Origin of the sequence: Loktanella sp. PT4BL (genome assembly GCF_003201935.1) — a bacterium.
Classification (GTDB): Bacteria; Pseudomonadota; Alphaproteobacteria; order Rhodobacterales; family Rhodobacteraceae; genus Yoonia.
The window spans coordinates 1-19,271 of sequence record NZ_QJJL01000012.1 but is presented as its reverse complement, the minus strand read 5'-3'; the positions used below and the strand labels follow the sequence as shown (position 1 = coordinate 19,271).

Below are 19,271 nucleotides of genomic sequence, written 5' to 3'. Positions count from 1 at the left end.
CAAGGATCACAGATTACCCCTAGTCTTGTCAGAAGGGGGGAATTTCATGACAACAGACGTGTCGCGTGATGCACCACAGTCCTTGCCGGCCTTGCTGGCACGTAACGTTGCACGTTTTCCCGACAAACCTGCCTTTCGTGAAAAGGAATTCGGCATCTGGCAAAGCTGGACATGGGCCGAAACAGCAAAAGAAATTGATGCCTTCGCCCTTGGCCTGCTGACCCTTGGGGCCAGCGAGGGTGACCATATCGCCATTATCGGGCGCAACCGCCCTGCGCTTTACTGGGCGATGGTTGCGGCGCAAAAGGTGGGCTGTATTCCTGTCCCGCTCTATCAGGATGCCGCCGCGGAAGAGATCGCCTATGCGCTGAACCACTGCGGCGCGCGCTATGCCGTGGTGGGTGATCAGGAACAGGTGGACAAGATCGCCGATGTCCGCGCCGATGTGACGGCACTCGAGCACGTGATCTACCTCGATGGGCGCGGTCTGCGCAAATACGACCACAGCCATATGACATCTTACGCAGACATTGCAGCCAAGGGCGGCGACCGCGCGGAGATGGAGCGCCGGACAAATGCACTGACCTATGATCATACCAGCGTGATGCTTTATACCTCTGGCACCACAGGGCGCCCGAAAGGGGTAGTGCTGTCGAACCGCAATGTGATCGAGACCGCCAAGAATTCCTCCGAGTTTGATCACCTCCTGCCGACAGATGAAGTCCTCGCCTATTTGCCAATGGCTTGGGTCGGGGATTTTATCTTCTCTGTCGGGCAAGCAATGTGGACGGGTTTCTGTGTGAACTGCCCCGAGTCTGAGCACACCATGCTGACCGATCTGCGCGAAATCGGGCCCACGTATTTCTTTGCACCACCCCGCGTATTCGAAAACCAGCTGACCTCGGTCATGATCCGGATGGAGGACGCGGGCCGGTTCAAGAAGTGGCTGTTTGACCATTACATGCGCGTCGCGCGGCGGGTTGGCCCCGCCTTGCTGGATGGCAAACCTGTCAGCTTTGGCGACAGGCTTTCCTATGCGCTTGGCAATATTCTGGTCTATGGCCCGCTGAAAAACACACTGGGCCTGAGCCGTATTCGTATTGGATATACCGCTGGCGAGGCCATCGGCCCCGAGATTTTCGATTTCTACCGCGCGCTCGGGATCAACCTCAAACAGCTCTATGGCCAGACCGAGGCGACTGTCTATATCACCCAGCAACCCGATGGCGAGGTGCGCTCGGATACGGTTGGTGTGCCCTCGCCCGGTGTCGAGTTGAAGATCGCGGACAATGGCGAGGTATTTTATCGCTCACCCGGTGTGTTCGTGGAATACTATAAAAACGCGGAAAGCACCGCATCGACCAAAGATGCCGAAGGCTGGGTCGCCACGGGCGATGCGGGCTTTATCGAGGAAGGCACAGGGCATCTGCGCATCATCGACCGCGCCAAGGATGTGGGCAAAATGGCGGATGGATCGCTTTTCGCGCCCAAGTATGTTGAAAACAAACTGAAATTCTATCCCAACATCCTTGAGGCCGTTGTCTTTGGCGCTGGCCGCGACCGCTGCTGCGCCTTTATCAATATTGACCTGACGGCGGTCGGCAACTGGGCCGAGCGGAACAATATCGCCTATTCCTCCTATCAGGAATTGTCCCAGCACCCGCGAGTGCTGGAGATGATCGACGGGCATGTAGCCGAGGTGAATGCCTCTGTCGCGCAGGATGAAATGCTGGCGGGCTGCCAGATCCACCGCTTCCTTGTGCTGCACAAGGAACTGGACGCCGACGACGGCGAAATGACCCGCACCCGCAAGGTGCGCCGCGCTGTTGTGGGGCAAAAGTTCGATGACCTTGTGAACGCGCTCTATAGCGATGCGACCGAGATCTACACAGAGACAGAAGTCACCTATGAGGACGGCCGCAAGGGTAAGATCAAGGCAACGCTGAGCATCCGTGATGCGATTGTCGCCCCCACGATGAAGGTGGCTGCGGAATGAAAGATATGCTGACACCCTATGTGACCGATGATGGCCGCCAGATTGGCGAAACCCTGATGGATATGCGCAATATTACCCTGCGTTTCGGCGGTGTTGAGGCGATCAAGGATATCTCTTTCAATATCCAGGAGGGCGAGATCCGCGCGATTATCGGCCCGAACGGGGCTGGCAAATCGTCCATGCTGAACGTGATCTCCGGCTTCTATAACCCACAGGAAGGCGAGGTCTGGTTCCGCGGCAAGAAACGCCCGCCGATGAAGCCGTTTCAGGTCGCCCGCCTTGGCATCGCCCGCACCTTCCAGAACATCGCACTGTTCGAGGGCATGTCCGTGCTGGATAACGTCATGACGGGCCGGTTGAACCACATGAACGCGGGCCTGTTTTCGCAGGCGCTTTGGAAGGGTCGCGCGGAACGTGAAGAAACCGAGAACCGCGAGGCGGTGGAACGGGTCATTGATTTTCTGGAAATTCAGGCGATCCGCAAGACACCCGTCGGCCGCCTGCCCTATGGCTTGAAAAAACGGGTCGAACTGGCCCGCGCGTTGGCGGCGGAACCAAAACTGTTGCTGCTGGACGAGCCGATGGCAGGCATGAACGTCGAGGAAAAAGAGGACATGAGCCGCTTTATTCTGGACGTGAACGATGAATTCGGCACCACGATTGCGCTTATCGAACATGACATGGGTGTCGTGATGGACCTGTCAGACCGCGTCATCGTGATGGATTACGGCCGCAAGATCGGCGACGGCACACCCGACGAGGTGCGCAACAATCAAGAGGTGATTGATGCCTATCTGGGGGTGGCGCATGACTAAGGGGGGCGGTCGCGATGTCAGCTGATTTTCTTTACGGCATTGAAGTTATCATCAACGGGCTGATGGCCGGTGTGCTTTATGCGCTGGTGGCGCTCGGGTTCGTGCTAATCTTCAAGGCATCCGGAATTTTCAACTATGCCCAAGGGGTTATGGCGCTTTTTGCAGCTCTTACGCTGGTCGGCATTATGGAAGGCGAAGTCCCGTTTTCCCATCTTATCAACGCCGTCTTCGGCACGGAGATTCACCACTTCGGGTGGGAGGTCCCCGCTCTACTCGCGATCCTGTTGACGCTGGTGGTGATGATCTTCTTTGCATGGGCGGTGCAGCATTTCGTGTTCCGGCATCTGGTGGGTCAAGAACCGATCATCCTGTTCATGGCAACCATCGGTCTGGCCTATTTCCTTGAAGGCGTGGGTGATCTGATGTGGGGGTCGGACATCAAGACGCTGGCACTTGGCTTGCCGCAGGGCGGCTCGCTCTGGGTGGAAGATATAACATCGGGCCTGGGCGGCGATGATTTCTACGGCTTCTTTATCGACAAGCTCGACATGGTGGCGACTGTCGTGGCGATTGTGCTGGTGACCGGCCTGATCCTCTTTGCGCAATACACCAAGCAGGGCCGCGCCATGCGCGCAGTGGCCGATGACCATCAGGCGGCCCTGTCTGTCGGCATCTCGCTCAACTTCATCTGGGTGCTGGTCTGGTCGCTTGCGGGGCTTGTGGCGCTCGTCGCGGGCGTCATGTGGGGTGCGAAATCCGGTGTGCAGTTCTCACTTTCGCTGATCGCACTCAAGGCGCTGCCGGTGCTGATGCTGGGCGGGTTTACCTCGATCCCCGGCGCGATTGTCGGCGGCCTGATTATCGGGGTCGGCGAGAAGCTCTTTGAATATATGATCGGCCCGATGGTGGGTGGTGCGACCGAGAACTGGTTCGCCTATGTGCTTGCGCTGATCTTTCTAGTGTTCCGCCCGCAGGGCCTGTTCGGGGAGAAAATCATTGAGAGGGTTTGATCCACGCATGGCCCACAAGCGAAATTTGACCAAACGGGAGGCCCAGCATGCTTTATCGTGAGGCCGGAGATTTCAAGACGTCCTATCAGGAAGACAGCCAGACCTTCCCGATTGCCTTTGACCGGTACCGGTATTGGGCCGTCTTGGCCTTCGCCTTTCTGGTCGTCCCCTTCGTGATCAACGACTACTGGGCCAACGCCATTCTGGTGCCGTTCCTGATCTATGCGATTGCTGCGATCGGCCTGAATATCCTGACGGGCTATTGCGGGCAGGTGAGCCTTGGTACCGGCGGTTTCATGGCTGTGGGGGCCTATGCCTGCTACAAGCTGATGACGTCCTTTCCCGATGTCAGCATCGTCATTCACATCATTCTGTCGGGCGGGATCACCGCAGCGGTCGGCGCGGCCTTTGGCCTGCCCTCTTTGCGGATCAAGGGGTTCTATCTGGCTGTGGCCACGCTGGCGGCACAATTCTTTCTGGTCTGGCTCTTCAACAAGGTGAGCTGGTTCTACAACTATTCCGCCTCGGGCCAGATCAACGCGCCGGAACGCACCGTCTTTGGTGTGCCGGTCACAGGCCCCAATACAGAAGCCTGGGCGCAATATCTGATCTGTCTGGTGTTCGTGACAGTCTGCGCCATCATCGCGCGCAATCTGACACGCGGGTCATTGGGGCGCACGTGGATGTCGATCCGCGATATGGATATCGCAGCCGAGATTATCGGGGTGAACCCGCTCAAGGCCAAGCTGACGGCCTTTGCTGTGTCTTCCTTCTTTATCGGGATCGCCGGTGCGCTGTTCTTTGCCGTCTATCTGGGCGCAGTGGAAGTGGGCGAAGCCTTTGGCATCCAGAAGTCTTTCCTTGTGCTTTTCATGATCATCATCGGCGGTCTTGGCTCGATCTTCGGCAGCTTTGCAGGGGCTGCGTTTCTGGTCGTCCTGCCTGTTGTGCTGAAACTGATCGGTGTCGATCTTTTGGGCTGGCCCACCGATCTGGTGGCGCATTTCCAACTGGTGATCGTGGGCGCGCTGATCATGTTTTTCCTGATCAAGGAACCACACGGACTGGCCCAGCTATGGCGGCTGGCAAAAGAGAAACTGCGGCTTTGGCCGTTCCCTTATTAAATGCGGCGCGCGCCCTGCGCGCGCCTAAAGATCGGGGCAAACCCCGGCGTGACAATCGGACCAACCATGGGAGGAGAAACCCGATGAAACTGAAGCAACTGGCCGCAATGGCCCTGACCGCAACACTGGCCGCAGGCGTGGCAAGCGCGGAACTGGTGATCCCTGATCTGAGCTACCGCACCGGCCCATACGCGGCAGGTGGCACGCCGTTCTCGGATGGCTATCAGGATTATTTCAACATGCTGAACGCCCGTGACGGCGGGATCGGCGGTGAAAGCATCCGTATCGTGGAATGCGAAACCGGCTACAACACCGAGAAAGGTGTGGAATGCTATGAAGCCACCAAGGGCGAAGGCGCGTTGATCTATCAACCACTGTCCACAGGTATCACCTATCAGCTGATCCCCAAAGCCACCGCAGACGGCATTCCGCTTCACACCATGGGTTATGGTCGCACCTCTGCTGCCAATGGTGAGGTGTTCAACTGGGTGTTCAACTACCCTGCGAACTATTGGGATGCTGCATCGGTGATGGTAAACTACCTTCTGGAGGAGAATGGTGGCGATCTGTCGGGCAAAAAGATTGCGCTGATCTACCACAACTCTGCCTACGGCAAGGAACCGATCCGCACGCTCGAAGAGCTGTCGGCAATGCATGGTTTTGAATTCACCCAACTGGCCGTCGACCACCCCGGACAAGAACAGAAATCACAGTGGCTCCAAATCCGCCGTGAACGTCCCGACTATGTTCTGATGTGGGGCTGGGGCGTGATGAACCAGGTTGCCGTGCAGGAAGCTGCCAACATCGGTTTTCCGATGGAAAACTTCATTGGCAACTGGTGGGCCGGCGCTGAGCATGACGTCACCCCTGCGGGGGCTGCGGCAAACGGCTATAAGTCGCTGAACATGAACCGGATCGACGCCAACCTGCCTGTCTTTGATGACATCCGCACCTTGGTCCACGACGCGGGCAATGCGGCCGGTGACGGTTCGAACATGGGATCGGTGCTTTATACGCGGGGCATGTACGCCGCGATGCTGGCCGCCGAAGCCATCGCCAAAGCGCAGGAAATCCACGGCGTGTCCGCTGTGACCCCTGCGATGGTGCGGGACGGAATGGAAGCACTGGAAATCACCGATGCGCGCATGGAAGAACTGGGCATGGCCCGTGTCGGTCCTGCGTTCAGTGTGAGCTGCCAGAACCATGGCGGGTCCGGTCTGGGGATCGTGCAGCAGTGGGATGCATCTGCGGGCAACTGGGTTGCCCTGACCGACTATATCGCGCCCGATATGAGCGTGATCCAGCCTTTGGTTGCCGAAGACTCTGCTGCATTCGCGGCCGAGGCCGGGATCGAGCCGGGCTGCCTCTGACAGAAAAAACACCGGGCGGCCCATCTCCGGGCCGCCCGCCACGATGAACACAAATGGAGCCGCGCCCCATGCTGGATGACAAACCGGTTGAGACCCTGCTTGAGGTCAACAACATCGAAGTGATCTATAATCACGTGATCCTTGTGCTGAAAGGCGTGTCCCTGACCGTGCCCAAAGGCGGCATTACGGCCCTTCTGGGTGGCAATGGTGCGGGCAAGACAACAACGCTCAAGGCGATCTCCAACCTGCTGCATTCCGAACGCGGCGAAGTGACCAAGGGCGCAATCACATATCGCGGTGAACCCGTCCAAGACCTGTCGCCCGAGGCGCTGGTCAAGCGCGGCGTTGTGCAGGTCATGGAAGGCCGCCATTGTTTTGAACACCTGACCATTGAGGAAAACCTGCTGACCGGCGCCTATACGCGCAGCGACGGCGGTGCAGCCGTGCAGGCTGATCTAGAGATGGTCTACAATTATTTTCCGCGCCTGCGCGAACGGCGCAAATCTCAGGCGGGCTATACCTCGGGCGGGGAACAACAGATGTGCGCGATTGGCCGCGCCCTGATGTCCCGACCCGAGACGATCCTGCTCGATGAACCCTCAATGGGGCTTGCACCGCAACTGGTGGAAGAAATTTTCGGGATCGTGAAATCCCTGAATGAAAACGAGGGCGTGTCCTTTCTGCTGGCCGAGCAGAACACAAACGTCGCCCTGCGGTTCGCCCATCGCGGTTATATTCTGGAATCGGGGCGCGTTGTCATGGAGGGCCCCGCGGCGGAACTGCGCGAAAACCCCGACGTGAAAGAGTTTTATCTCGGCCTCTCTGACGAGGGGCGTAAATCATTCCGTGATGTGCGCAGTTACCGGCGGCGCAAAAGGTGGTTGGCATGAGCATGAACACCCTCGAAACCCGTTCTCAGGACGAAAGACTGGCCGCGCAACTCAAAGCGGCACAAGAGATTTTTCCGGAGGCGGGCCTTGCCTGTTTGACGGATCTGGCGCGTCTGCCGGTCATGCGCAAAGACGCCCTCTGCCGTGGGCAGGCCGAAAACCCGCCTTTCGGCGCAGTCCCTGCCCGCAACGTCAGTCACATCTTCCAGTCGCCCGGCCCGATCTATGAACCGGGCAGCACACGGCCGGATTTCTGGCGCATGGGGAGGTTTCTGGCCGCGATGGGCTTTGATGCATCGGACGTGGCCCAGAACACATTTGCCTATCATTTCACCCCAGCAGGCATGATGTTTGAAAGCGCCGCACGCGCGATCGGGATGGTGGTCTTCCCCGCAGGTCCCGGCCAGACCATGCAACAGGCCGAAGTCGCTGCCGCGATTGGCACGACCGCCTATATCGGGACGCCGGATTATCTTGCCACGATCCTCGCCAAAGGTGACGAGATCGGGCTTGATCTCAGCCGGATCACGAAGGCGGCTGTGTCCGCCGGCCCGCTGTTTCCCCAGATGCGTGCCGCCTATGAGGCGCGCGGTATTCTGTGCCGCCAATGCTATGCAACCGCAGATGCGGGACTGATCGCCTACGAAAGTGCTGACAGCACCGATGGCATGATTGTGGATGAGGACGTGATCGTCGAGATCGTCACCCCTGGCACCGGTGATCCTGTGGCGGCAGGCGAGATTGGTGAAGTTCTGGTCACCGTGCTGAACCCCGATTACCCGCTCTTGCGGTTCTCGACCGGTGATCTGAGTGCAATACTGCCTGGTCAAAGCCCCTGCGGGCGGACCAATACACGCATCGTCGGCTGGCGCGGGCGGGCGGATCAGGCGACCAAGGTCAAAGGCATGTTCATCCGTCCCGAACAGGTGGCGACCCTGGTTGCGCGCCATGCAGACGTGGCCAAGGCCCGTGTCGAGGTGCACCGCGGTGCGACCGGTGACGAGATCACCGTGCAGCTGGAAACCGAAGCAACCGATCCGGCCGCGTTTCAGGTGTCGGTCTCCGAGATCCTGAAACTGCGCGCCAGAATCGACCTTGTCGCCATCGGCGCCCTGCCCCGCGACGGCGTTGTCGTCTCGGACCAGCGCCCTACACTTGAGCAGGCGGTCGCAGGCGCATAGACCTGTCTGGATACAAACCATCCCCCTGCGAAGATGCAGGACCGGGTGGCCTGTCCGAAATCATTTCTCCGGTCTTTCAGGATCCGCCTGTTTGCGCAGCAAGGTATGAACAAGAAACCTTGCGCGCTGGCGTACCCAATGGCAAAATTATCCCGCGAGAGGCCAACAGCTTGCGTTATCGGGCGTTTGGGATTGTGCGGTGGTGCAAAGGCAAAATCTGCGTATCCCGCATTGCTTTCATCCAGCACTGAGTGGGTATCGCGCATATAGCGGATGTAACAGCAAGAACATTATCACTATAGGATAGGCGTATCCTGCGCATACGAGAGCGCTGCCATGCCGGGTCATTGACCACGGCGTTCTGTTTTGTTCCATTTTAAACTTGAAGGCGAGCGCTGTTACTGCGACTGTTCACGCATGAACGCGCGTTTTGATGATGGCGCCCCGAACAGATCACCCCGGTGACCTCTGGTGCGGTAGCCGTGCAAACACCTGAAAAGCAAGAGCTGAGCGATCGGGCAGAAGTACGTTTCCGCGTCATGCGCGCACTTCAGCAGGACCCGAAGATGTCGCAACGCGATTTGGCGCGGGATCTCGGGATTAGTTTGGGTGGCGTAAACTACTGCCTTAAAGCCCTGATCAACAAAGGCTCTATCAAAGTTGAGAACTTCCGCGCCTCAGACAAAAAGATACGCTATGCGTATATCCTGACACCTGAAGGCCTGGCCGAAAAAGGGCGCATGACGGCGCGTTTTCTAAAACGAAAAATGCGTGAGTATGAAGCATTGAAAGCCGAGATAGAGGGGCTGCAAGATGAAGTTTACATTGAGAATAGTGACAAAAATCGCTGATTTTATGCAGTTTCGCATTTGGGTTGAGCAAAAACTATTAGGAGTGATCTTGGTAGCCAAAATTACTTGCAATCGCAATCCTGAATAGCTGGAGTAAGCCAACCAAAACCTCTCCCGCCAACGGCTGAACTGGCTTACCCCTTCATTTGTGTACTCGACGAACCGCGTTTTTCCGCTCCCAGTGTCAAATCATCATCGTATTTGGCAGCCTTAACGACTATTTGCGCTGGAAATAGACCACCAAGACTGGGCCCCTGCTACGATCAATATCGGCTTGGAGCTCCTTGGATGGAATTGACATTCGGTTTTGTCATTACCAAGAGAGGCAACTAAATTTGACAAATGGTTGGAAATCGGGGCTGCGCTCGCTGCCCCGCAAGTTTCTCGGTGACGTGCGCACAGAACAGGTCAAGCGCTTGCTGGCAGTTCTTAATGAGGGGCGATGGCAATGCATGTTCTCTACTTCACATACTAATGCAGCATGCTCTCTGTCGGAGTTCTCAATTCGAGGGCGTGATGTATTCTTTGGCTACTACGACAAACGGCAGCTGTCGTTGGATGGGAAGCGCCTCCTAGCTTGCTCTGTCACCTCTAGCTTGAACAAACAACACGAACCTCAGGGGGTAATGGACGTCGGCTGGTTTTCTGTTGATGGAGGAGGTTTCAAGACACTAGGTGCGACAAAAGCATTCAATTGGCAGCAAGGCTGCATGCTCAGATGGGTTCCGAACACGGAGGACCAGTCAATTACATTTAACGACTTCCTGGAAGGCAGATTTGTGAGTGTCCTAAAGGATGCCGGAACAGGACAAACAATTAGAATACGACCATACCCATCCTATGACTGCTCGCCGGATGGCAAGATGGTAGCGACCTGCGATTTCTCTCGCTTACACCACTGCAGACTTGGCTACGGATACTGGCAAGAGGGCTCCAATAGCACTCGGGCTCACCCAGAATCCAATCGAGACCAGCTCCTCGTTGTCTATGATGCGAAGACGGACGCGAAATTGCACCAAGTCACGATCGGCGATGCTGAAAAAATCCTTGGTAGCTTCGATGACCTAGAGCACGTCTACATCAACCACCTTCATTTTTCGTCAGGCTCAAAAAACCTGGTGTTCTTGCTCTTCTGGCGCAGCGGGACTCAGGACAAGATGGCAACGCTTGTTCTTGACTTGGACACAAGTAAACTGAAGCTCGTCACGAGAATGTATATGTCACATTTCTGCTGGGAAACCGACGCTTCATTAGTCGCTTGGGCTGAAAATAAAATCGGTCACCAAGCCTATTTTCGGTTCGACGTCGATAGTGGAGAGCAAACAGAGTACTGGGATGAACCATCATTGTCTGATGGTCACTGTAGCATCGCGCGTAACGGGACAATGTTGTCGGACACATACCCAGATACTGCCGGCTTTCAAAGTCTCTTTATCAAAAGGCCCGGAGCTTCCGCCTGTCAGCTAGCAAGCTTCAAGAACCCAGCTAGGTTCATTTCGGACTTGAGGTGTGATCTGCATCCTCGCCTGTCTAGCCTTCCCGACAGCTTCACTTTTGACTCTGCACACTCGGGACACAGACGAACCTACCTACTCCGTACTAATGTATAAGGTGTACCTTTTCATTCCGACCCTCTCGTTTGTGACAATAAGAACGGGGAGTACCCCGACAGTTTTCACATTTGGAGAAAAGGTATAATCCAGCGCCACTGAAGTGACAGATTTTGGCAAATTGACCCAGAGCTATTAGCAATCGCCTCAGAGTGCGTAGACGGAAGAAATACCTCGCAACAGCGCTCCACAGTCAGAAAACATATCTCGGAAAGGCGGCTAAACGAGAAAAAAATGCTTATAAATTTTCGAAAGCTATTTACTGCGAACGTCATCGTTGGAATTCTGGGGCTCGTCTCGCTGACATTGGTTTCCAGAGAGCTCGGGGCCGCCGCATTTGGAATATTTGCGGTAGCGGTTAGCATCAGCGCCTTCGTCGAACAGCTTTCTGGCTTTCAAGCATGGCAGGCGGTGACGAAATTCGCCACGGAGGAAAGAGAAAAGAATGACCCAAAACGCTTTTGGAAGATTGTAGGCCTCGGAGTCGCACTAGACTTTATAGGATGTTTCCTAGCAGCCCTTCTGGGGTACTTCGGCGTCTTGGTGTTTGCATCGACACTTGGCATTCCGCAGCAATCAAGCGCAGCAGTAGCATTCTATATGCTTGCTCTAGTCTTTGCTTTTTCGGGAACGCCAATGGCCGTCCTGCGGATATACGAGAAGTATGACACGATAGGCTGGGTGCTGGTCTCAGTCTCAGCACTGAAGTTGCTATTGCTCTCTATCTTTTTTAGTAGTGGACTAACAACGAACGCTGCACTCGCAATTTATGCGGGGACCATGATGCTGCAGCATCTTACTTTTGTTTACCTTTTGGCTCGGATCGCCCGTCGCGATCAGCGCTTGTTGAAACTTTCGGACCTTCGATGGAGCGATTTCAAGAAGTTCCCTGGGCTGCTACGCTTTGTTGGCAGCGTCTATTTGAGTGCTACAGTACGCCACATATCCCAAGAACTGGACACGCTCATTCTGTCTGCTGCCTCAGGTCCAGCAATTGCTGGCCAATATAGACTGGCAAAACAATACGGCTCGGTAATCTTGCGAGTGATCGAACCGGCACAACAAGTGCTTTACCCTCGGGTCGCTAGACTTGTTACTCTAGGACAGTTTGACACTTTGGCTGCGCTCTCCAAAAAAGTGGTTTGGCTCGGCGTGGGGTTCTCGCTGATCTTAATAGCAGCATACTATTTTGTTGGGTCACATATCGTATCAATAGCGGTCGGAGAAGAGTACAACCGGGTACCAATGTTCCTCGGACTATACCTCGTAGCGCTATCAATTTTTTGTTGTCTGTTCGTCTTGCGCCCCTTGGTTCTCTCGTTTGGGAAACCAGACGCTATTCTTCTTATCTATGTGGTTGCGACTGTTACGTTCTTGCTGAGCTACTATTTTCTTAGAGAGCTTTTGGGACCTGCAGCAATGATGATAGGGCAAATTGCTTTCTACTCGGTTTGGGCAGTCGGCATGGTCATTACAGTGTATGTATGCTGGCGCTCCAAAATTCGCGATGCCACCGCAGCTTCAGACTTAGACTCAGATGCGTTGAAGGGTCCCTAACAAATGGAAGAAGATGTGAAAGCCATTCCTATCGTTGTATCAGGTTACAACCGTAGACAATCCTTGGCACGAGTCCTTCAATCATTAAACCAAGCAATCTATCGTCGTGCCGATATTCCCCTGTACGTCAGCTTAGACGACGGTGGTGCCGACGGGACTCTGGAGGTTGCTCGTGCATTTCAGTGGCGACACGGGCCCAAATCCATTCTACCACACAGTCGACCGCTCGGCATGCGAGAGCATGCCTTCAAATGCATGGAATTACCCTCGGAGTTCGAGCAACTGATTTTCATAGAGGATGACTCGTACGCTGGCCCGGAATTCTATGAATTCGCCGTTCAAGTCGCACACTGTGTGAATGTTGATGAGGAGGTCTTCGCGGCCTCACTCTATTCATTTGACATTTGCGAATTTGATAGGCTCCGCTTCGCACCTCTGCAGACGGGGGAGGATGCATATCTTTCCAAGAGCGCATCAACGTGGGGTATTCTTGTAGACAAACGGAAGTGGCAGGGTTTTCGGGATTGGTATGAAACTAATGGTCAAGTGGAGACCGGAGCGCTTTATGTTCCGGATCAGGTAAATTTTTGGCCCAAGACATCATGGAAGAAGCACCTAAACAGATATCTTTCTGCGAAAGGCTTATCATTCATCTACCCAGTTAACTCTCACCTTACTCATTTCGCGGATAGGGGCACACATTATGCCTCATCCTCAGCGAATTTTCAGGTGCCTTTCGTACACCGTCGCGCCGAAGGGTCAAGCCGTTCGGCTAGGCTCAACACCAACAATATGGCGCGCTACGACGAGTTCTGGGAACTCATTCCAGACCAAGGCTTGATTGATGCAATCGGCTTGGAATTCGAATTTGATATCCGCAGGTTGAAACGAACGACACAACTGCGTAGTCCATACGTCATAACATCGCGCCATATCGAAAAACCGCTGAAGTCTTTTGGTCGCGACCTCTTTCCGTTGGAGGCAAACGTGCTTCAGGGCTTTCAAGGAACTGATCTGAATTTGACAAGTAGTGACGCCATTCCCAACGTGACACACCCAGCCGACGCACAGGAAGTCAGACTCTACATGAAGGATTTGGGCACACGCCGCGAAATATTGCTCACTGCTGATCGTCTTCTTCGCAAACTTCGTTTGAAAAACTGACGGTAGGCAACTGGTCATGTCAATGGAGAAGTTTTACGTTGTCCCTTAATCTCATAAGCCGCATAGCAAATAATCTACGCATGATGCGAACGCTAAAGCGCGAAAATGGATTGTTGAGCAGTCTCACAATCCTTTCATTCAACTCTCTACGAATAGAGCGTATCGTTGGTATCAAGTACAAAGGCACTCAACTCCGGGTACGGACCTCCTCTCCAGATATCTATGTCGCGATGGAGACGCTTGGAGGAGAGTTTGACAGTATAGTTGATCTCCCACTTTCAGATCCGCTCTTCATCGTCGATGCAGGCGGATACATCGGGACTGCTAGCTTGGCACTCAATAGCCTCTTCCCAAGCGCCACGATCATCAGCATAGAACCTTCACCAGAAAACTTTGAGCTCCTCAAAGCCAACACTCGTTCGATCCCGAACATTCACGCAGTCAACGCAGCACTCGTCGAAGATGGTGGACCCAACACTGTTGGCCTAGCTAAGTCCAATACTGGCCATTGGGGCTATCAAGCCAGCAGCGATACACCCGTAGAACATGTCCAAATTCCCACAACAACGATAGCGAAGATCTTGAGCGAATACGATCGGGATCAACTGGACATCTGTAAGATGGACATCGAAGGAGGCGAAGCGCCACTTTTGCGCGCTCCGCGAGACTGGCTGGAACGGGTGGATGTCCTAATAATTGAACTGCACGAGCGAAAACGACCAGGCATTGAAAGAGACTTCAAAACTGCCACATCCGCTCGGCTGAACTTTCAACTTCCTGGTGAGAAAGTTCTATCTATTTCACAGCATTTTCTAATGAGAAACTTGTTGGATAACTAACCAGAAGCAATACTGATCCATCAGAACTGCTTATATTGTTAGATCGCGTTACATTTGGGCGCCCATAATTTCCAATGTTAAGGCAGAATGGACCAGCTACTAGAAATGAACCACAACGATTTGGCCCAACCACTCCTCTCTATCATCATAGCGACTTACAACAGCGCCGAGTCACTGCAAACCTGTCTCGACAGCATTCGTGCTCAGACTTATTCGGCGATTGAGATCATTATTGTCGATGGCGCCTCAAGCGATACTACTGTTGAGGTAATTCGGCGCAACACCGATTTGCTAGAGCGTTGGATCAGCGAGCCAGATGATGGTATCTATGATGCATGGAACAAAGCGCTTGGACTTGTAGCCGGAGACTGGGTCTACTTTTTAGGCAGCGATGATGCCCTCCATTGTCCAGAAGCGATTGAGAGAGCTATGCAAAGGCTTAGACACGTACCAGCGGGCACGCTAATCGCGTACGGATGCGTAAATTATGTATTTCCCGATGGCAGAATTCACAAACTTGGAAAGGTATGGGACGATGTTAAGGGCAAAATGTACTCGCAAATGGCATTGCCCCACCAAGGTGTCTTTCATGCAAATGAACTATTTGTAAGATTTGGCAAGTTTGACAGCCATCTGCAGATCGCTGGCGACTACAAGATCATCATGCAGTCTTTGGCTGTATCAGCCCCTAAATTTCTGGGTGATATTATCATAGCGGACCAACATGCCGGTGGCAAATCAGGGCTGAGAGAAAACAGGACCATTGCTTTGTCCGAGTTTCGGACAGTTCAGAGAGAACTTGGGTATCCGGTGTCGGTTCGTTGGGCATGGGCCTATCTGAAAGGGATCGTCTGGTTAGCCTTGGCTAATAGCCGGAGGGCCATTTCTATGCTGGCTGTCAGAAGAACAACCGAGAAGGATTCATTCTAGTTGCACCATGCAAGAAAATGAGGGCCAAACTGCCCAATTTGAAGGTACCAAATTTTGCCGATCTATCTTCTGATTGGCAGCGTTTGAAGTGCATCATGCATGTGTGCTTGGGCGAAAAGTGAATAGAAACGGGATTCAGAACTAGGTGCTTGATCTCAAGGTTGTCAACTTCAGGAGCTGTATGTGACTTCGTTGATCCTTTACGGCATGATCCCATTAGCGATGTTAGCCGTCGCTCTAATCACCAGAGTAGCTCAGTCACCGCTGTCTTGGCTGTTCGGCCCGTGGGTCCTAGTGTTTCTCCCCATTTGGACCGGAGTGATTGAGTACCACAACCCGCCAATAGGTGCATTTGTCGAGATGTTCGTAGTCTTTCATCTATGCGTTATCTATTTGGGCTACATAAGTGTCTTTATTGTTGCAGGGTATCCTCGATATGCTCGAGCGCTATTGAGCCCTCCACAAGAGACACGAGCTCGGGAACTCCGTCAGCTAGGCCCTCTTGTGGATTTCGTGGTTGCAATGGGCTGTTTGGGGTCGATTCTATTTTTAGTCGATGCCTTCGTTGTTAGCGGTTTCGCTGGTGCGGAGAACGCACTTGAAGTCCGCACTAGTTTTATTGAAGCGGACACTTCTTGGTTAGGTAGGCTCGCGCCAATCTTGGCTTGGGGTAGTTTTCTTGCTATAATTTCGATTTGTTGGTTTGGCCCCAAGCTGCTTGGAGGTCGCCTGATACCATACATAGTATCTATTGTACTCCTTGCAGGGTTTTCCTACCTTAGTGCTGGCCGTCAGATAGTGTTTCAAATCCTTCTATTCAGTCTTATTGGTTGGCTGATTTTGCGACGTCCTACCAATTTTAGATCCGTTAAGCCGAAAGTTCTCTTATATGGCTCAGTAATTATTATTATGGCGGTTGTTGCTTTTGGATACATGGCCAACCTATTTTCAAACCGAGAAAGCGCAGATATTGCCAGCGTGTCGGAGTATCTTCTGTTTATTTTTGGAGCGGAGCTTAACGATAACCTTCGACAGCTTCTGAGCGGCGCATCAGATGAATTCCAGACAATGCTAGTCGGCTCCATCATTTATTTTTCGAGCCAACTCTCGAGCCTCTCCGCATTTCTATTGCCGGAGGCGCAGGATACTATGGCTATTGGCAAGGGTGGCATACAATTCCCTTGGCTCTACAGACGATTGGTCTCGCTTGGTCTACCTAGCTTCGAGGAATTCATGCAAATTCGTAGAAGCTACCTAAGCAGCCGTGGATACATGTCTGTCTCGTGGAGCACTGCCCTTGGCACATTTCTTAACGACTTTGGCTTCTTTGGCGCTTTCTTGTTTTCATACTTCGTAGGAGTTGTTGGGGGCCAAGTGCTTGTTGGTTACCAGCGAAAGCCGTCGGTGTTTTCCTTTGGGCTCTTGATCGCCAGTTATGTCTATTTATTCTATCTGATCTTGCTACCTGCCTCAGCTGAAACCATGTATTTCTTCCTGATAATCGGACTTTTTCTCCTTCAGAAACGATATGTCAGAACAGTAAGTGGAGAGATACATTTCCGTTCTTTTCGAATACGGATCGCATAATCGAGCGGAGTGACACGATCTTCTCTTTCTCGACCAAAATCCAACGGATGAAGCTATTGTTAAATACTAAAGTTATGGCTTAACTCAATAGAAGCCAGAATCCAGAAGCCAGAAGCCAGAAGCCAGAAGCAACAAATGCCTATAATCAAACGAAGCAAAATAGCCATTTGGTCTACAAAGTATTCTGAGGTGACCGGCCAGGGAATTGTCACACAACATGTCGCCAAAATCATCTCAAGTGACAGCAATGGCTGTATTGAGTACATTTTTTCCCCTGGCATGCGCTCGCAGGCGCTATGGGACTGGATCAAGGCGTGGAGCACTTTATGGAAAGACATCTATTTTGGCAAAGTGGAGACACTCTACCTAGTTTGCTCTCGCTCAAATGGCGGCTTTCTGCGAGACATTCCGGCTTTGCTTGCCGCTCGGTTTGGTCTTAGGGTGATCGTCCATTCACATGGCTCAGATATTGTTAGCCTTTTGCAAGATCGTCGCATCTCCCGAGCAGCACGTTGGCTTTACCGGCCCTGTGAAATGATCGTTCCTTCAGTCCACTTGCCAAGCATGGTGAACGGATTTGTGAGGTCAGTTGTCGTTTGTGAGGGTTTCTATGCATCGGCTGAGGACTCTGCTGACAGACCACAAACGCAACATAAAGAACTACGGGTCATGTGGAACTCGAACATAATGGCGAGCAAAGGGTTCTTTGATCTGGTGGAGGCGGTGAAGAGGCTGCATGAGCGCGGAATAGAGATACGCCTTTCTAGCTTAGGAGCACCAACCGCTGACGAAGAGATGGGGGAACACGAGGTTCGAAGAGACCTCGAAATTCTCCAAGATGTTGCTTGGTTTGAGCATATTGGTGCGGTCGAACACAAAGATGCTTTGTCACTACTCACCGAAGCGGACGTCGTGGCCCTACCTTCGCGATATTCTTCTGAGTCCCAAGGCCTTGCAATCATCGAAGCAATGTGCGCCGGAAAAGGCATCCTTGTTTCAGATATTGCGGCACTTAGGGCTACCGTCGGGGATTATCCTGCTGAATTCGTTCCCATCCGATCCGTTGATGCAATTGCTACGTCGTTAGAACGTATCCGCGCCGAAAAGAATGCTGATCCATCACTCTTCTATGAACGCCGAACGCAGGCAGCTAGAAATGCACGAAAGCGCTACTCTGTCCAGCGATTTGAGCGGGCGATACGAGGGATACTACTGACAAGGGAGTTCTAGCTCATATGTTCAAGGTGTCCGCCGTCAGAGTTTTTGGGGCAGTTAGCGGCCTGATCTAAGAGAGGTTCTGGCTCATCTGGTTGGTCTGATTATGCGGCGGATTTGCGGTGAAGCAAGCGTCGCGTTTCGATGGTCTTCCGTTTGATCCTTTCTCGTTGTTTTAAAATGGTCTGGCCGTGCCCGAAGTAGACATCGGCCGGTGTGAGGTTTTGCAGGCTCTCGTGATAGCGCTGGTGGTTGTAATGCTCGACAAAGGCATCGATCTGTCGCCTGAGATCACCGGGCAGGTAGTAGTTTTCCAGCAAGATGCGGTTCTTCAGGGTCTGGTGCCATCGCTCGATCTTGCCTTGGGTTTGCGGGTGATATGGGGCACCGCGGACATGATCCATCTGCCGGTCATCCAGCCAGTCGGCCAGCTAGCCCGAGATATAACTCTGATCCTCCCCCACTGAAGTGGTCCTCCGCTATGTTTAGGAAAACGGAGGAAACACATGGCCAACAAGCGACCAAAGCCGGAAGAGATTGTCACGAAGTTACGGCAGGTTGAGGTTCTGACGGGGCAAGGGATGCCGCGTCTGGATGCAATCCGCCAGATTGGTGTGACTGAACAAACGTTCTACCGTTGGAAGAAGAAATACGGTGGAATGGGCACGGATCAATTGAAGGAACTTAAGCGTTTGCAGAAAGAGAACGAGCGGCTCCGCAAGGCCGTTTCTGATCTTACGTTGGACAAGCTGATCTTGGCTGAGGCTGCAAAGGGAAACTTCTAAGCCCCGCTCGCCGCCGTGCTTGCATTGATCGTGTTCGAGCTGAACTGTCTGTCTCAGAACGCCGAGCGTGTCGCGTTCTGAGACAACACCGATCCACACAACGCAAGGTACCAGTTGGTCGCCCAGACGAAGAACGTTTTGTGGCTGATATGATCGAGTTGACCCGGCAATACGGCCGCTACGGCTATCGTTGGATCGCAGCGATGCTGAGAGATGCAGGCTCGCATGTGAATGACAAGCGCGTTGAGCGACTATGGCGGCGGGAGGGGCTGAAAGTGCCAATGAAACAACCGAAGAAGGGGCGGCTATGGCTGAATGACGGATCGTGCGTTCGATTGCGGCAAGAA

15 protein-coding genes and 2 pseudogenes are annotated in these 19,271 nt (G+C 53.5%); 16 read left to right on the top strand and 1 reads right to left on the bottom strand.

Annotated elements, in window-relative coordinates; all coding sequences use genetic code 11:
- The first annotated feature begins 46 nt into the window (after positions 1-46).
- The 15 genes from C7964_RS18360 to C7964_RS18290 all read left to right on the top strand — a co-directional run bounded on the left by C7964_RS18360 (position 47) and on the right by C7964_RS18290 (position 18,154).
- A complete protein-coding gene (locus C7964_RS18360; protein WP_110281037.1) occupies positions 47-1,996 on the top strand; it encodes an AMP-binding protein in 1,950 nt (649 codons plus the stop codon).
- Positions 1,993-2,811 carry an ABC transporter ATP-binding protein gene (locus C7964_RS18355; RefSeq protein ID WP_110281036.1) on the top strand — a complete coding sequence of 273 codons (819 nt, stop codon included), beginning with the start codon at positions 1,993-1,995 and terminating at the stop codon, positions 2,809-2,811. Before C7964_RS18360 ends, C7964_RS18355 begins: the two co-directional genes overlap by 4 nt.
- Positions 2,812-2,825: 14 nt before the next feature.
- Entirely contained in the window at positions 2,826-3,821 is a 996-nt protein-coding gene (locus C7964_RS18350) for a branched-chain amino acid ABC transporter permease (RefSeq protein WP_110281035.1), read from the top strand.
- Between the two features lie 47 nt (positions 3,822-3,868).
- A complete protein-coding gene (locus C7964_RS18345) occupies positions 3,869-4,945 on the top strand; it encodes a branched-chain amino acid ABC transporter permease (RefSeq protein ID WP_110281034.1) in 1,077 nt (358 codons plus the stop codon).
- Between the two features lie 83 nt (positions 4,946-5,028).
- Positions 5,029-6,315 (top strand): ABC transporter substrate-binding protein, encoded by a 1,287-nt coding sequence (locus C7964_RS18340; protein ID WP_110281033.1) that lies wholly within the window; start codon positions 5,029-5,031, stop codon positions 6,313-6,315.
- Between the two features lie 68 nt (positions 6,316-6,383).
- Positions 6,384-7,205, top strand: a complete 822-nt coding sequence (locus tag C7964_RS18335; RefSeq protein ID WP_055293221.1) for an ABC transporter ATP-binding protein — start codon at positions 6,384-6,386, stop codon at positions 7,203-7,205.
- Entirely contained in the window at positions 7,202-8,386 is a 1,185-nt protein-coding gene (locus C7964_RS18330; RefSeq protein WP_110281032.1) for a phenylacetate--CoA ligase family protein, read from the top strand. The genes C7964_RS18335 and C7964_RS18330 overlap by 4 nt, the downstream gene beginning before the upstream one ends.
- Positions 8,387-8,847: 461 nt before the next feature.
- Positions 8,848-9,237, top strand: coding sequence for a MarR family EPS-associated transcriptional regulator (locus C7964_RS18325; protein WP_286164059.1), 390 nt, complete (start codon positions 8,848-8,850; stop codon positions 9,235-9,237).
- Positions 9,238-9,572: 335 nt separating this feature from the next.
- Positions 9,573-10,847: a hypothetical protein gene (locus C7964_RS18320; RefSeq protein WP_110281030.1), complete on the top strand. Its 1,275-nt coding sequence runs from the start codon at positions 9,573-9,575 to the stop codon at positions 10,845-10,847.
- 234 nt (positions 10,848-11,081) lie between these two features.
- Positions 11,082-12,404: a lipopolysaccharide biosynthesis protein gene (locus tag C7964_RS18315; protein WP_110281029.1), complete on the top strand. Its 1,323-nt coding sequence runs from the start codon at positions 11,082-11,084 to the stop codon at positions 12,402-12,404.
- A gap of 3 nt (positions 12,405-12,407) precedes the next feature.
- Positions 12,408-13,568, top strand: a complete 1,161-nt coding sequence (locus tag C7964_RS18310; RefSeq protein WP_110281028.1) for a glycosyltransferase family protein — start codon at positions 12,408-12,410, stop codon at positions 13,566-13,568.
- A gap of 80 nt (positions 13,569-13,648) precedes the next feature.
- Positions 13,649-14,407: an FkbM family methyltransferase gene (locus C7964_RS18305; RefSeq protein WP_110281027.1), complete on the top strand. Its 759-nt coding sequence runs from the start codon at positions 13,649-13,651 to the stop codon at positions 14,405-14,407.
- An 87-nt stretch (positions 14,408-14,494) separates the two neighbouring features.
- Positions 14,495-15,337, top strand: coding sequence for a glycosyltransferase family 2 protein (locus C7964_RS18300; protein ID WP_110281026.1), 843 nt, complete (start codon positions 14,495-14,497; stop codon positions 15,335-15,337).
- A gap of 183 nt (positions 15,338-15,520) precedes the next feature.
- Positions 15,521-16,924, top strand: coding sequence for a hypothetical protein (locus C7964_RS18295; RefSeq protein ID WP_110281025.1), 1,404 nt, complete (start codon positions 15,521-15,523; stop codon positions 16,922-16,924).
- A gap of 135 nt (positions 16,925-17,059) precedes the next feature.
- Positions 17,060-18,154 (top strand): glycosyltransferase family 4 protein, encoded by a 1,095-nt coding sequence (locus C7964_RS18290; RefSeq protein WP_110281024.1) that lies wholly within the window; start codon positions 17,060-17,062, stop codon positions 18,152-18,154.
- Between the two features lie 89 nt (positions 18,155-18,243).
- Here C7964_RS18290 and C7964_RS18285 read toward each other — a convergent pair.
- Positions 18,244-18,570, bottom strand: a pseudogene (locus C7964_RS18285) (integrase core domain-containing protein); the annotation flags it as partial.
- Positions 18,571-18,645: 75 nt separating this feature from the next.
- Here C7964_RS18285 and C7964_RS18280 point away from each other — a divergent pair.
- Positions 18,646-19,271, top strand: a pseudogene (locus C7964_RS18280) (IS3 family transposase); the annotation flags it as partial.